Annotated in this window: 10 protein-coding genes and 1 pseudogene; 3 read left to right on the top strand and 8 right to left on the bottom strand. The window is 46.3% G+C overall.

Going from position 1 to position 14,991, the window contains the following annotated elements; genetic code table 11:
• Positions 1–141: 141 nt before the first annotated feature.
• The 3 genes and pseudogenes from ygjK to BCT11_RS28595 all read right to left on the bottom strand — a co-directional run bounded on the left by ygjK (position 142) and on the right by BCT11_RS28595 (position 5,449).
• Positions 142–2,832, bottom strand: a complete 2,691-nt coding sequence (gene ygjK / locus BCT11_RS19565) for an alpha-glucosidase (protein WP_102389043.1) — start codon at positions 2,830–2,832, stop codon at positions 142–144.
• Between the two features lie 260 nt (positions 2,833–3,092).
• The gene (locus BCT11_RS19560; protein ID WP_032802841.1) at positions 3,093–3,860 is read right to left on the bottom strand and encodes a transcriptional regulator; all 768 of its coding nucleotides are present in this window, start codon (positions 3,858–3,860) and stop codon (positions 3,093–3,095) included.
• Between the two features lie 456 nt (positions 3,861–4,316).
• Positions 4,317–5,449 (bottom strand): annotated as a pseudogene (locus tag BCT11_RS28595) (MBL fold metallo-hydrolase).
• A 158-nt stretch (positions 5,450–5,607) separates the two neighbouring features.
• Here BCT11_RS28595 and BCT11_RS19550 point away from each other — a divergent pair.
• On the top strand, positions 5,608–5,853 hold the full coding sequence (locus BCT11_RS19550; protein WP_038880258.1) for a Rho-binding antiterminator: 246 nt from the start codon (positions 5,608–5,610) through the stop codon (positions 5,851–5,853).
• Between the two features lie 86 nt (positions 5,854–5,939).
• Here the strand turns inward: BCT11_RS19550 and BCT11_RS19545 are convergent, their stop codons facing one another.
• The 5 genes from BCT11_RS19545 to ompW all read right to left on the bottom strand — a co-directional run bounded on the left by BCT11_RS19545 (position 5,940) and on the right by ompW (position 13,446).
• On the bottom strand, positions 5,940–7,427 hold the full coding sequence (locus tag BCT11_RS19545) for an MDR family MFS transporter (protein ID WP_102389042.1): 1,488 nt from the start codon (positions 7,425–7,427) through the stop codon (positions 5,940–5,942).
• Positions 7,424–8,449, bottom strand: coding sequence for an HlyD family secretion protein (locus tag BCT11_RS19540; protein ID WP_038869708.1), 1,026 nt, complete (start codon positions 8,447–8,449; stop codon positions 7,424–7,426). Before BCT11_RS19540 ends, BCT11_RS19545 begins: the two co-directional genes overlap by 4 nt.
• Positions 8,450–8,719: 270 nt before the next feature.
• On the bottom strand, positions 8,720–11,320 hold the full coding sequence (locus BCT11_RS19535) for a TRAP transporter permease (protein WP_102389041.1): 2,601 nt from the start codon (positions 11,318–11,320) through the stop codon (positions 8,720–8,722).
• 81 nt (positions 11,321–11,401) lie between these two features.
• On the bottom strand, positions 11,402–12,373 hold the full coding sequence (locus tag BCT11_RS19530; RefSeq protein WP_020195112.1) for a TAXI family TRAP transporter solute-binding subunit: 972 nt from the start codon (positions 12,371–12,373) through the stop codon (positions 11,402–11,404).
• A gap of 431 nt (positions 12,374–12,804) precedes the next feature.
• Entirely contained in the window at positions 12,805–13,446 is a 642-nt protein-coding gene (ompW, locus tag BCT11_RS19525) for an outer membrane protein OmpW (RefSeq protein WP_102389040.1), read from the bottom strand.
• Between the two features lie 507 nt (positions 13,447–13,953).
• Between ompW and BCT11_RS19520 the strand changes: the two genes are divergently transcribed.
• Together BCT11_RS19520 and BCT11_RS19515 are read left to right on the top strand one after the other, a co-directional pair.
• Positions 13,954–14,604, top strand: coding sequence for a Qnr family pentapeptide repeat protein (locus BCT11_RS19520; RefSeq protein WP_102389039.1), 651 nt, complete (start codon positions 13,954–13,956; stop codon positions 14,602–14,604).
• 8 nt (positions 14,605–14,612) lie between these two features.
• Positions 14,613–14,924, top strand: coding sequence for a cupin domain-containing protein (locus tag BCT11_RS19515; RefSeq protein ID WP_102389038.1), 312 nt, complete (start codon positions 14,613–14,615; stop codon positions 14,922–14,924).
• Positions 14,925–14,991 lie beyond the last annotated feature (67 nt).

Genomic DNA, 14,991 nt, shown 5'->3' with positions numbered 1-14,991 from the left:
ACTCTATAAAAACCGGACAGTTTTCACTACCCGGCTTGATATTATTGAGCCTAATTTGAAGAAGATTAAGCGATTGCAGATGCTAGGGGGGTCATCTGCAACGCTTAATATTTGACCGTGTTAGTGACTCACCAACAGGTGTTACTTGCCCACAAAGCCGTTGTACAGCATGTATAGGTGCGCAGCACTCCAAGAGAAGTTGTTTGCGCCCTGTACCGCCCCAGTTTCAGGGTTGTAGTTTTCCTGAATTGGCGTTGTTTCCGTTAGACCTTGTGCATTTTGGAACAGCTTATCAACCATTTGACGCGCTTCTACACCGTAACCGTAGTTGTCCATGCCACGAACGCCGAAGTAGAACTGATCCAGCCATACACGGCCACGCCAGTAAATGTCTGGTCCGTAAGCAGGGTTGTCCATCGACGCCGTGCCAAGTGGGATCTTCGGTGAGTTAAACTTGCTGGTATCAAGCATGTTTTTCACCACTTTATCTGCGTGTTCTTGCGTTGCTGCGTTGTTAAATAGTGGAGACCAACCTTCCGGACCCATACCGCGCTTCACCAACATTGGACCTGCACACTGATTGCTAAGGCCATTTGGTACCACTTCAATATCGTAATAGAAGCCAGTTGTGTCGTCGTACATACAACGGTTGATGTACTCTTTGGTATCAGCGGCTTTCGCTGCGAACTCTGCCGCTTTGTCAGCTTTACCCAATACATCGGCAATTTGCGATAGGTACAGGTTGTCTGAATACCAGTACGACGCTTGGTCTACCGACTCTTGCATGAGTGAGTAACCAGACAGGTTGTTTGAGTCGTCGGTGTTCTCGTTGAACTTCACTTCCCAGTCTTTCTTCGCTTGAGCCAGCTTGTCCATGTTCTCAACCGAATCATTACGGTAAGTCACGACAGAACCGTCTTCACTCATCATCATATCGTAGGTGTTGTCGAAGCCGTTGGTGTTATGAGCGTATCGCCCCATTTGGTCAATCACTTTAGCTTCATCTTGTGTCGGCAGTTCAGACATACCTTGTAGGTTGTCGATGGTGTCGATAAAGCCAAATACACCCGCGTTATCACGACCAGATTCCCAACCCGCTGCTACTTTTGCAGGGATGCTCATCGCAGTGTAATCACCGGACGTTAGCAACTGGTTGTATTTCTCGATGCCCGTTTCTTTGATCCACTTGTCGCCATTCGCTTCGTCTTTGTATTGGAACTTCATGTCATCGACAGACGCATCTGGTCCCCAAGAACCGTCATTCACGTCACCTTCGAAAACCGTGTGGATTGGATCTTTCGCTGCACCGTATTCTGGGATACCGTTCTTATTTGTATCACGAGCACGTAACCACCAGTCGTGGAACGCAACCAGCTTCGGATACATTTCTTCTAACCATTTTTGCGCTTCTTCTGGACGGTTATGCTCATCTTTCAGTGCGGTATACACTTCCCATACCGCCCAAGCAGCAAGTGATGGCTTGGTATTACGCTCATTCCAGTTCAGACCATCCGTCGCTTGAGGGAACTCTTTTTTGTATTCCGCAGACATGCCTTCCCAACGTTCTGCCGGCAAGTTGTAGGTAACTACATCAAGCAAGTAACCTTCGTCCCAAGGGCGAACAGGATCGTCAGACTGCACTTGGTATTGGAATACAGTACGAATGTTTTCCATCGCCACATCTGGGTTGAAGTGAGACATCGCATAAGCTTGTTTCCACGTATCCCACGGCCATGTCATGTTGCCCGAGAAGTAAGGCGCCGTAACCGAAGGCGTAACAGTATCATGATCAATCGCACCCGCTGCACCACGCCAGTTTGCGTTTAGTGTTTCCATCGCTTTTACTGCAATGAATTCATGCTCTTTTGAAGCAGCATCGTTCGTAAGGCCGTTTGCTAGATACTCTTCCCAACGCATTGCTGAATCGTGCATATAACCTTTCGGATCGGCCATCACGTCATCCAATTTTGCAAATTCAGACGTTTGTTCTTCAGTGTTTTGAACGTGCGTGTACGCCGTGTAGAGCGTGATTTCTTCGCCATCACCTAGCTCTGCCGTTTGGACGAAGCCTTTCTTGTCATCATCGATGGTAGACGTTTCTGGTTTGATAGAACGCGTCACTTCAAACTTAGAATCGCCCGAAGTTAATAACGACCAAGAGTCACGAACCGCACCAAAAGACACTTCTACGCCGTTTTCTGTCGCGGCGATTTCACGTGAGTAAGTAGGGTATGCATCTTCAACACTGCGCACTGTGCTGTCGCTGTTTTTGTATAGTTCACCATCGTCAGCGCGGTAATCTTGCATCAACTCGCCGTCCCATTCGCCTTGAATAGCCAGCTTGTTCGGGTTCTTGATGGTGGTTTTAACAAGAGAAGTACGGTCTGTCACAAAGCGCATTTCGAGCTCCGCTTCGATGCCGTTATCGCCCGTGTATTTTTGAATCAATGCGCCAGGTTGTGAGTAAGCTTCTGTCAATTTGAGTGGCATAGGTTGACCATCAACCGTTAGTGCCAAACGGTCAAAACGTGCAGCCATGAATGACACGTATTCTTCTGTTAGTAACGCTGTACCACCTAAGGTGATTTCACCACCTTTAGTGTCTAGTGTGTGACCATGCCACGAGCCGTTATCGAACATAGGAATGTAGCGAAGGTGACCACCATGAAGATCACGCAGTGCCACTGGCACACCCGCACGATCGATGGTGTTATGGAATTCAGCCGCTTTCAGTGGCGCATCCACATTCGAGTCATTATCACTACTGTTGCATCCACTAAGTGTTAGAGCAACCCCGACAGCAATAGCACATAAAGAAGTCTTAAAGTGCATGTTATATCCCTCATTTATTGGCTTTTGGTCCTGATCAGGAGAAAAAAGGTCGAGACGTGCCCTGCCGATTTTCGATGATGAAGACTCAGCCTTATTTATTTCACTTTTGGATGTGAGAAGAGATCGGTTAATTTGTCTCTTCTTCGTTTGACCTATTTAAATAACAGGTCATTAATTTTGGATAATAGTGGGTCTTTGATGTATTCATTATCAAACACACCCACTTAATATAAATTCTTTATTTTTTGATTAAATAGTCACTATTTTTCATTCGCCATCGAGATGGCTTTTAATAATTCACCGTCAATATTCGGAATCGTATCCGAAAGAAATATCTGATTGCCCGGTGTGTAAGTCATCAAGACGTTTCTCAGTCGCTTACTGCCTTCTCCGCTCTTGTTTTGCACATCAAACTCTATCAGTTTGTTGTACACCTCATTCGCCAGTTTCTCTTCCTGCTCTTCAGTGATAGCAATGCGTCCCATGCAAATCGGTGGTCGCACATCATGGCTAAACACTTCATCTCGAAAGCGCTTGGCAAACAAAGTATCGAGCTTAGAACCTTCTTCGAAAATAAAGCGACCTTGGTCTTTAAAGCGGTATTGGTCATCACCTTTTAGCTCGATGTAATCCATCATTTCCAATGCCCGGAAATAAAGGGTGATCGAGGTATGGGTCAATTGGTATTTGCTCGCAATATCTTGTGGAGACCATTCCTTCCGACGTAATAAATACAAGAAATCAAACAGATACGGATACTGGTGAAATATTTCACTGTTAATGTCGGTGATAAATTGCTCGTTTTCTTGTTGCAGCTGTTTACCACGCATGGACAATTCGACTAAGTCAGTATCTAAATGAGTGGCATACGAGAGTATTTTGTCCAACCCTAAAGACGTATTGTGTAACTGTCTCTTAATGGTTGATAGAGGAATCCCCATTCCAGCAGAGAGATCGGAATAACAAATCCCTTTCTCTTTAATTTTTTCTCGTAAAGCAGCAAGTAAATACGTTGCAGAATTATTCATCTAACAATGCCTGTTTTAATTTCTTCAGCATCCCTGATGATATATTCAAGAGAATCCTACTCTTGTGATGCTGGTTCCAATTATTCCCAGCACTCTTTATCAATTAAATCGATTTCAATGATGAGACTTTTACTTGTTGTTAACTGATCAAGTTTTACTCATTACGTTCACACTTTGACCAGTTATTTTAAGCCTTATCAGTATGGCGACGAGTATAATTGTTTTGATGCGTAAAATTAAGTTCACTTAGATTTTTAGTAAAAGTTTTCTATCGAGAGATTAATTTCTTAGGTGGGAAGTATCAAAAAACTGTACTTAAAAATTTAGTCTCGCTTGAGATCACAGAATATTCGCGAGTGGCTGGTATTTCATCGAGTTAGTGACCAGTAAAAAGCTTGTTATAAGGAGCAAGAAAGTTAGTTAAATTAACCGAGGTATTATTGAAGCGCCGTCATATTATACCCGTATTTTTCTAGCTTGCTCACATAATTTATTGGCCTGCCACCAACATTTATTTTTATATTCTTTTGCCACGTAAATACTCTCTCCCGCCATCGGAGTAATAAGTTCAATGTGATCGGCTTGACAATGTTCAACCAAGTCCTCAATGGGTTCATCCCATTTGTGCGTAAACAACTCATACGTTGCCCAGTGTACAGGTAGCAACTTCTTCGCTTGCAGATCTTTGAATGCGCGTACGGTGTGATGCGCTTGCATGTGTCCCCAGTTCTCAACCGGATAACCTTGGTTGCCTTTCACATCTGCCGCGACTTCCAAACAGGCGATATCAATCGGACCGCAACGCTGGGCGATTTGTGCAAAGTGACTATCGTACGCACTGTCGCCGCTGAAATAGAGGGTCTCTTGCTGACCTTTTACTACCCAAGAAGCCCATAAGGTCGAATTCTTATCCAGATAAGTACGCCCTGAGTTGTGATTGGCTGGCGTGCAAATCAGCTCGACGTTGGCGTAATGAACGCTCTCCCACCAATCAAATTCCACCACGTTATCAGGTCTAACGCCCCAACGAATCATATCTTACCGACACCGAGTGGCACGTAAAATGTTACGGATTTATCAGAATAGTAACGTATGGTCGAGGCTTCGAGGTGATCGTAATGATCATGAGAGATCACGATGACATCCGGAATCGGCAAGTTATCACGTACGGCTGTATTGGGGATATTGCGCTCAAACCATGCCTTAGCAATCAACGGCGACGCATAGTCGAATACAGGGTCAGTCAGAATGCGCACGCCATCTGTCTCAATCATCAGAGTGGAATGCCCGAGCCAAGTGACTCGCATCGCTTGTTGTCGCTGTTTAAACCGCGTCGGCTCTATCGATGCATAAGGCAACTGATTATCGGGACTGAGCGGCGAACGTCCGCCCATGTAGGCCCAACACACTTGCCAAAAAGACTGAGGGCTTGGCACATTTGGCATCTTGTCTTTGACGCGTCCATGTTCAAATTGAGGTGAGTGGTTAATGCGATGCGCCAACTGCGCGCAGTAAGTGTGAGGAGTAATCAGTGATTGCGTTGCGCGCTCACGAGCCAAGTACGTGTTTTTAAGTGTCGTTTCAGACATGTCCTATCTACGTCTTGTTCACTAAACTATGGTTTTAGTTAAGCCTGCTTGTATGTCTTTTTCATGACCAAAATAGGGCGTAAGATGAAGATTAGGTTTCAGAGAAGTATTTCTGTCCTTTATCGGTCTTGATAAGGAAGAGAGAAGGAGAAAAAGTTATGGTGACCTGCAGCCAATACGATTTTATTGAAATCGCCTGTATGTTTAATCTGACCGTGGAAATCACCCTCAAAAACGGTGAGAAACATCAAGGCAGCGCATTTGATACAGGCTACGATATTGAACGACAAGAGTGCTTATTTTTGGATATCGATGGTGAGCACATTTCGTTCCCAACCGAACAATTGATTGCGATGAGAGCACTCAAAGACAATCCGCATTTCAGTGAAGTGACCTTCGGTTAATTGCTCGAAAACCGATAGAAAAGTCAGACATAAAAAAGCGCCCTTAACTGGCTGAGTTAAGGGCGCTTTTGTTTGGCTTTAGAGGTTTACCTTGAGCGGATAAATATCAGCATCGGCATCATGATAACGAACATCACCCCGACCAATTGGAAGGTGTGCACAAAGGCCACCATTTGCGATTGCTGATGGAGCATGTTCTGATATTGCTCCAGTGCCGCAGGATCAGTAATCGATAATCCCTGCTTCGCAGCCCAGTCATGCAGCACTGGGTTATAAGGGTTAAAGCCTTCTCCCAAAGCGTACCATTGCTGTTGGCTGTCGCGGTATTGGTATGTAGTCGCAATCGAGATACCAAACGAACTACCAATGGTGCGGAACAGGTTAAAAATACTCGCCCCTGCCACCGACTGCTCTTTTGGCAATGTCATGTACGCCAGTGTCGATAAGGTCGAGAAGGTCAAACCTAAGCCCATACCTTGAATCATACTTGGCATCACGATCCAGAAAGTATCGATTTCCATGGAGTACAAGGTCATGAGGTAACTACCAATACCGATACAGGTTAGGCCAAAGACAATCTTCAACCTTGGGTCGAATTGCGGGTTAATCACAATCACCAATATCAGCATACAGGCAGATGCCAAACCCCGTGGGGCCATTAACATGCCTGTGGTGGACACTGGGTAGTTCAATAAGCTTTCGAGCAGCATCGGTTGTTGAGTGGTCAGGCCGAACATGGCCATCGACACCACCGCCATCATTAAGGACGAGACCATGAGGTTTTTGTCCTTGAGGAGCCACAGAGGCGCGATGGGGCTCTTGGTCTTCCAACTGCGGTAGATCCACATGATCAAACCCATGATCGCCAGCAGCACTGCGGTTTGGATCATGCGAGAGTTGAACCAGTCTTCGTCGTTACCTTTGTCGAGCACGAACTGCAACGCACCGACCCCGAGCGCCATATAACCAATGATCCACCAGTCGAAGTTCGGTTTGGATTTGTTGCTGATGTGGATGTAGCGATAAATCAGCGCAGTACACACCAAGCCAAATGGCAAGTTGACGTAGAAGATCCAACGCCAGTTGATGTTGTCAGTAATCACACCGCCCACTACTGGGCCTAAAATCGGACCAAGCAAGATACCGATGGAGAAGATCGCCATCGCCTTGCCTTTTTGCTCGGAAGGGTAAATCTGAACCAATGTCGATTGCGCCAGTGGAATAACCGAAGCACCAAACGCACCTTGAATAATACGGAACACCACCATCTCTTCGAGTGAACCCGCTTGCCCACAGAAAGCACTGGCAATCACAAAGCCGATGACCGCCACCAGCATGACTTTGCGCTCACCAAATCGCGACACCCAGAAACTGGTCATCGGAATAAAGATCGCCTCAGCCATGCTGTAGCCAGTTAGCACCCAAGTGATTTGGTCTGCCGTTGCGCCCAACGCGCCCATCATGTGTGAAAGCGACACGTTAGCAACGGTCATATCTATCAGCACCATGATGGCCGAAAGCATCACGGCGACGGTGGCTATTCCCCGTTTGTCGGCCGTAATCTCGTTACTCATTGTGCGTTACTTTTCAGATCAACAGTCACTTCAGAACTTGCACCCACACGTAATTGTGGCGCACCTTCAGGTACTTCAAGCGTCAAACGCACAGGGAAACGTTGTTTGATTTTCACCCAGTTACCGGTTGCGTTTTCTGGTGGCATCAAAGAGAAAGAGGTACCACTTGCTGGCGACAACTCTTCCACTTTCGCATCCCAAACCACATCTGGGTACATGTCGATCACGACTTCAGCATGCATGCCTGCTTTGATGTGCGTTAGGTCAGTTTCTTTAAAGTTTGCGCGTACCCAGTAGCTGTCTTTTACAATCACAGGGAACAGAGTTTGGCCAATACCGACAACAGAACCAGTATGTGTGTTGATTTCACCCGCGATGCCATCGACAGGAGAAGTGATGTCGGTGTAGCTAAGGTTCAACTCAGCCTGTGCAAGTTGTGCTGCCGCTTGTTGAACAACCGCAGCTTCTGCGCCTTCTTCACCGCGGTTTGCGATTGCTTTTTCAACCGTTGCACGTGCTTGTTCTAAGCTTGCTTGAGCGTTCGCGAGTTTGTTCTTCGCAGTATCCAAATCTTGGTCAGACGCTAATTTGCGCTTCACTAGCGAGTTAGTACGTTTGTACTCCAACTGCGCTTCGGTCAGGTTCGAGCGTGCTGCATCTAAACCAGCGACCGCTTCTGTGACCTGTTTATCGGCCACATCATGCTGTTGAACCGCCAATTGGTAAGCCGCTTTCGCTTGTTTGACCGCGAGCAGATAAGGACGAGAATCAATCTTTAATAGCAGATCGCCTTTGTTCACCACTTGGAAGTCTTTGGCTTCTACTGAGATGACTTGGCCTTGAACCTGAGGAGCGACAGACAGGATTTTTGCTCTTACGTATGCATCTTCGGTACTTGGGTGACCATCAGAATATTGCCAAGACCAGTACATCGCACCGAAGCCGATAGCACAAACGAGAAGGAAAAGGATTTTGGTCAGTTTGGATTTCGAAGAGGATTTCTTCGCGATATCGTCGCTCATTTATATTGTCCAAGTGTTCAATTATGTGATCAGTGTAGGATTTTTCCGCTTTCGAACAACAAGATGATCTGAAAGGTTAAGATCCGATTTTGAGCGTTGATAATTTGTTCAAATGATGCGCAAAGATATTCACACTCTAATCGTGCATAAAGTATAGAAGACGCTAATCATTCCGCGACTTAGACAATCACATTGGCGAATATTCCAGACAGAAAAAAGCCCCGTTGATCTTAACTCTAACGGGGCTTTATGGTTATTTATCTTTAATTATCAATGTGCTGCAGCAAGCTGCGCAGTTACTCTTCGGCGTTGTAGCCAAATCACAACACCAAACAGCAACATTGCCGGAATCCACATCCACTCTTTGCGATAACGCTCAACAGGCACACGCACATCGACAATTTGTTGATCGAACTGCAACCCTGCTGCCTCTGCTGGGCTAGCAAAGCTGACGATATCAATCAGGGTTTGTTCACCTTGCTGATAAGTAGCGATACCCAATGCGTCCAGCTTATCTTGTCCGGTTTCCCCTTCAGGAACCGACAACAACACCGAGAATTCACGCATCTTACCGACCGCATCTTCACCGCTGATGCGCATTCTAAGCACACTGCCCTCTTCTAGCGGCTCAAGCGTTTGTGCCAACTGGGCAGGATTGCTCGATTGGTACGGGTCCACCACCATGTCGATCCAGAACCCTGGACGGAACAGAGTAAAGGCCACTAGCAAAAGCAAAACGCCTTCGTACCAACGGTTACGAGTCAGGAACCAACCTTGCGTCGCCGCTGCGAATATCAACATCGCGATAGTAGAGATAACAAAGATGGCAATGCCGTGCGCCCAATCGACATCAATCAACAACAAATCCGTATTGAAGATAAATAGGAACGGTAAAGCTGCGGTTCTTAGACTGTAGTAAAACGCGGTTAAGCCCGTCTTGATTGGATCGCCTTTCGACACCGCCGCAGCCGCAAACGAAGCCAGACCCACTGGCGGCGTTACATCCGCCATGATACCGAAGTAAAACACAAACAAGTGCACCGCAATTAACGGCACAATCAAACCGTGTTGTTGACCCAGCGTGACGATAACAGGTGCTAGCAAGCTCGATACCACGATGTAGTTCGCCGTCGTTGGTAAGCCCATACCTAGAATCAAGCTCAATACGGCGGTAAGCATCAGCATTAATAGCAAGTTGCCCATCGACAACATCTCAACCAAATCAGCCAATACTAAGCCAACACCCGTTTGCGATACCGCACCAACAATTACGCCTGCGGTCGCGGTCGCGATACCAATGCCGATCATGTTACGCGCGCCAGCAATCAAGCCTTCACGCAAATCAATACAACCGTCTTTAAAGTTACCGTAATCGTGTTTGCCGTCTTTACGCATCCAAGTCAGCAGAGGACGTTGAGTCAGAACGATCACCACCAGAATCACGCTGCCCCAAAAAGCAGACAACCCCGGAGACAAACGCTCAATCATCAAACACCACACCAAAACCACCACAGGCAGCAGGTAGTGCAAGCCAGACAACAAGACTGCGCGCGTATTTGGTAGCTGTTCTAGCGGAGCATCTGGATCTTCTTCTGGTAGCGGCTCATTGCTTGCCGCCACTTTTAGCAGCGCCAAGTACACCACCGCGAGAATCAACGCCATCCCCGGTAGGACAAAGTCGCCCAATACTGGCTTCAACCAACCTAAGCCGTAGTAGACCGCCATCGACAATCCAGAAATCAACGCCGCACCAAATGCAAAACCCGTGAGTCTCGCTAGCCAAGGTTTTGAACGTGCAGCATCAATTGGCTGCATGCCCAATTTGAGCGCTTCTAAATGAACAATATAAAGCAGTGCGATGTAAGAAATAGCAGCAGGTAAGAAGGCGTGCTTAATGATTTCAACGTAAGGAATGCCGACATATTCCACCATCAAAAACGCCGCAGCGCCCATAACAGGTGGCATAATTTGCCCATTCACCGATGACGCCACTTCCACTGCACCGGCTTTCTCTGGAGAGAAACCAACTTTACGCATCATAGGAATAGTGAACGTACCCGTGGTCACTACGTTGGCGATGGACGAGCCCGAAATCAAACCCGTTAAGCCAGAGGCAACGACGGCCGCTTTTGCAGGGCCACCACGCAAGTGCCCCAACATGCTAAATGCCAGTTGAATGAAGTAGTGCCCTGCTCCAGCGCGTTCCAACAACGCACCAAACAGGACAAACAAGAATACAAAGCTGGTCGATACACCAAGTGCAATACCAAACACACCTTCTGTAGTAATCCACTGGTGGTTAGCTAGCGCATCCAACTGCACGCCGCGGTGGGACAACAAACCCGGCATGTATGGGCCTGCCAAGCTGTAGCCGATAAACACCAACGCAATCACAGGCAATGCTGGGCCCAATACTCGACGCGCCGCTTCTAAAAGCAGGGGCAAACCAATCAACGCGGTAACAAAGTCTTCAGTAGTTAAGCTGCCCGGACGTTGTGCTAATGCTTCGTACATAACAAACAAGTACAGCGAAGACGCACAAGCAATCAAACCCAACATGATGTCGAAGGCAGGAACACGATCGCGCGGGGAGCGCTTAAAAGCGGGGAAGACAAAGAAGGCAAGCAACAAGGCAAAGCCAAGGTGAATGGCGCGCGTTTCGGTGTCGTTCATCACACCGAAGCCAACAATAAAGGGCAGCGGAGACGCTATCCAAAGTTGAAACAGAGACCAAAGTAACGCCAAACCCGCAATCAGCTTTTCCATGATTCCGGTTGGCAGGCGAGCACCCACATCTTGGGCAATCAGTTCTTCTGCCGACAGCTCACTCGGATGCGTGTCAGCAGGGGACGTGGAGATCGTCTTATCCATAATTTTCTCACAAACAACAGAGAAGCAAGCGCTGCGAATCCATCACAGCGCTTGCTAAAAATCGAAGGTTCTAAGAGTTACTTACAACCAGCCGCGCTCTTTGTAGTAGCGCACCGCACCTTCATGCAGTGGTGCAGACAGACCTACTTCAATCATTTCTGATTCTTTCAGATCTTTAAATGCTGGATGCAGACGCTTGAAGCGGTCTAGGTTGTCGAACACAGATTTCGTCAGTTGGTACACCAACTCTGGATCCGTCTCTGCTGTGGTAGAGAGCACCGCTTTGCCGCCGATAGATTGCGTATCGTTCGGGTTGCCACGGTACATTCCACCCGGAATGGTTGCTTTGGTGAAGTACGCACGCTCAGCAAGTAACTTGTCGATTTCAGGACCAGTCACTGGCACCAACACCGCATCCGTTGTGGTTGAGGCTTCTTGAATCGCGCCATTTGGGTGGCCAACAAAGTAGCTCATTGCATCGATGTTGTTGTCACTCATTGCAGAAGCTTGTTCTGCTGGTTTTAGATCCGATACCAAGCTGAACACATCTTGTGACCAGCCTTTTGCTTGCATCACTTGCTCAAACGTATCGCGTTGACCAGAACCAGGGTTACCAATGTTGACGCGCTTGCCTTTCAAATCGTCGAAATTGGTGATGCCTGCGTCTTTACGCGCAAGAATGGTGAACACTTCACTTTGTAGTGAGAAAACGGCACGAATGTCCGTCATTGGTTGGTTATTTTGGAAAGGAGCCACACCTTCTAGGGCTTTGTATTGGTGATCTGACTGCATGATGCCGAAATTGTATTCGCCACTGCGCAAACCATTGACGTTTGCCACGCCACCACCGCTGGCTGGTGCATTACATTTAATGCTGTGGTCTGCCGCACCACGGTTTACAAAACGACAAATCGATTGGCCTGCTACATAATAAACACCCGTTTGACCACCTGTGCCGATAGTAATAAATTTCTCTGCCGCACTTATTTTCTCACTGTATGAGAACAATGATACTGCCGAAGCAAATACTGCAATGAGTGTGGTTCCTTTCATTTTAAGTTCTTCCTGTCTATCGATTGAAAAATAAAGACATTTTTCTCAGCTAACGACAGCAAAACTGAAAAATACTCGCGTAAAATTTCCACGCTTTACGAGTAATTTTCCTTAGTCAGCCAGTCCTTAGCTTCATTTTGTAATATTTATTTTGACGTTCGATTAATAATTAACCGAACGCTTGTCATCGAATTTATCAGAACAATTTCAAAACCTAGTTATAGTAATTTTTCGCTTTTCTCAGCAATCGAGAATTAACAGAAAATTCATTTTTTAATCGATGCGTTTACAAATAGAAAAATCCTAGAAATAGGAAGAGAGAGGAGAGATGAGTAGAAGAAGAAAATGAAATAAAAAAAGAGGGGCAATCCCCGCAACTGCCCCTAAAAGTCATGCCAATAATATTGTTGTTCTTTTGCTACTGCTTTTTCTTAGAACTTGTAACCGCCGCTGATCATGAATACCCAAGGGTTAATCTTCACGTCTGTTTTTTGCTTAGCGCCGCCAAATTTATACGTTGCTTCAGTTTCAATGTTTGCGTACCACGCCGATGCGTTTAGGAACCATTTATCGTTGATCATGTAGTCCACACCAACGTTTGCAGCTAGACCGAATGAATCATCCAATTTCAGATCAGAAAGGCCAGCGCCTTTACCCGTACCGTTAAAGCCTTCATCAAAGAAGATGGTGTAGTTTAGACCCGCACCCACGTATGGGCGGAATTTGCTTTGTGAGTCACCAAAGTAGTACTGAACCATAACCGTTGGTGGCAGGTGTTTGGTGCTACCGATATCTTTGCCAACCAAATCAGTAGAGATATCATGGCTAAATGGTGTCGCAGCCAGTACTTCTAGACTGATGTTGTCGGTAAACATGTAACCAAACGTCAAACCCAGCTGGGTGTCTGAATTAACTTCTAACTCATATTGAGAACCCAAGATCTTGTCGCTGCTATCATTGGGTACAACCGATGCCGCACCAACACGTAGAATGAAGTCACCTTCACTGTGAGCGAAAACACTTGGAGACACTAACGCAGCAACCACTGCTAAACTGCAGATTGTTTTTTTCATTGTTATTTCCTTTTGTAGGGCTTTGTTTCTTTTTGTACTCAGCTGCACTCTTCCCTTTCGGGCAGTTCCTTAATGAATCCAAAACCTTGAAGCACGCGAGTATCACTATTTTCTTGAGCTGCGCGCAATCTAGCATATAGAAACCCTACTATTTTGATGGAAATCAATTTGTGAAAAATATAGCTTTTACGTATACAAAAACGCCAATTTGATCAACAAATTATGCAAATAGGACACAATCCTGTAATGCAAACTGTGCGTGTGAGAAGCATGCGTCGCAGTTCTCATTCCGTCTCCCCTGAGAGCCTCTGTGCTCAACAAAACTTTTTTCTCGATATGCTCGGGTTATTTTCAAAAAATACCCACTTCAAATCGCCAATTTGACCGCTTAAATTGGCGATTTTCGGCCTTTGTAAGCCACTGAAATACAACAAGTTATATTTCTGGAAAATCAGTCACTTAGGGTGTTAGTCTGCTTCCAACCGAACAAAGAAAAGATAAAAAGCCATGATTAAGACCGATCTCACTTTCGAACAGGAAGACTTTTCTCATCACGATTTGCAAAACACCACCTTTGAAAACTGCCGCTTTTATCAGTGCAATTTCGACCACGCCGATCTGAGTGATGCCAAGTTTATTGACTGCCGTTTTATCCAGCCGAGCGACATAGAAGGCTGCAGTTTCCGTTATGCCAAACTGAAAGATGCCAGCTTTAGCAACTGCATGTTGACCATGTCTCAGTTCAATGGCGCGGATTGCGTCGGCATCGAACTGCGCAAATGCGATTTGAAGGGCGCAAACTTTCAAAGTGCCAACTTCGCTAATCGCGTCAGCAATACAGTTTTCTTTTGTATCGCCTATATCACGGGCTGCAACTTGGCTTACACCAATTTTGAGCGCGCACTGCTAGAGAAATGCGACCTGTTTGAAAACCGATGGAACGGCGCCAATTTGATGGGCGCGAGCTTTAAAGGATCTGACTTATCGAGAGGAGAATTCAGCCGAGAGCAATGGGGAAGCTTTAATATAGAAGAGAGCGATCTTACCCACGTCGACTTAGAAGGCTTGGACATTCGCCGCGTCTCTTTATACGGTGTTAAGATCTGCGACTGGCAGCAAGAACAACTGCTCGCACCATTTGGACTGATCGTTATTTAGGAAGCACTATGAATCTGTTTAAAGACCTACCCAGTGATCTGAGTGAAGAAGTGTTCGAAGATTTACTCACACATAAACAACTGCGCATCGAGCGTATTGTCTCAAAAGGGCAAACCACGCCAGAGGACGAATGGTACGATCAAGAAGAACATGAGTGGGTGTTGGTGCTGCAAGGCGCAGGCGAACTGACTTATGAAGATGGATCGGTAAAACGTTTAGAAGCCGGTGACCACATCAACATTCCTGCGCATACAAAGCATCGCGTCAGTTGGACAGATCCAGAACAAGAGACAATTTGGTTGGCAGTTTTTTATCAATAACCATCTATCATTTTAGAAATAAAAAAGGGGAAGGTATGCTCACCATTCCCCAAAAAGATACAAGTGG

Source organism: Vibrio sp. 10N.222.52.B12, assembly GCF_002875385.1.
Classification (GTDB): domain Bacteria; phylum Pseudomonadota; class Gammaproteobacteria; order Enterobacterales; family Vibrionaceae; genus Vibrio; species Vibrio jasicida.
Note: the sequence above shows the minus strand (reverse complement) of the source record. Positions and strands in the feature narration are given on the sequence as shown.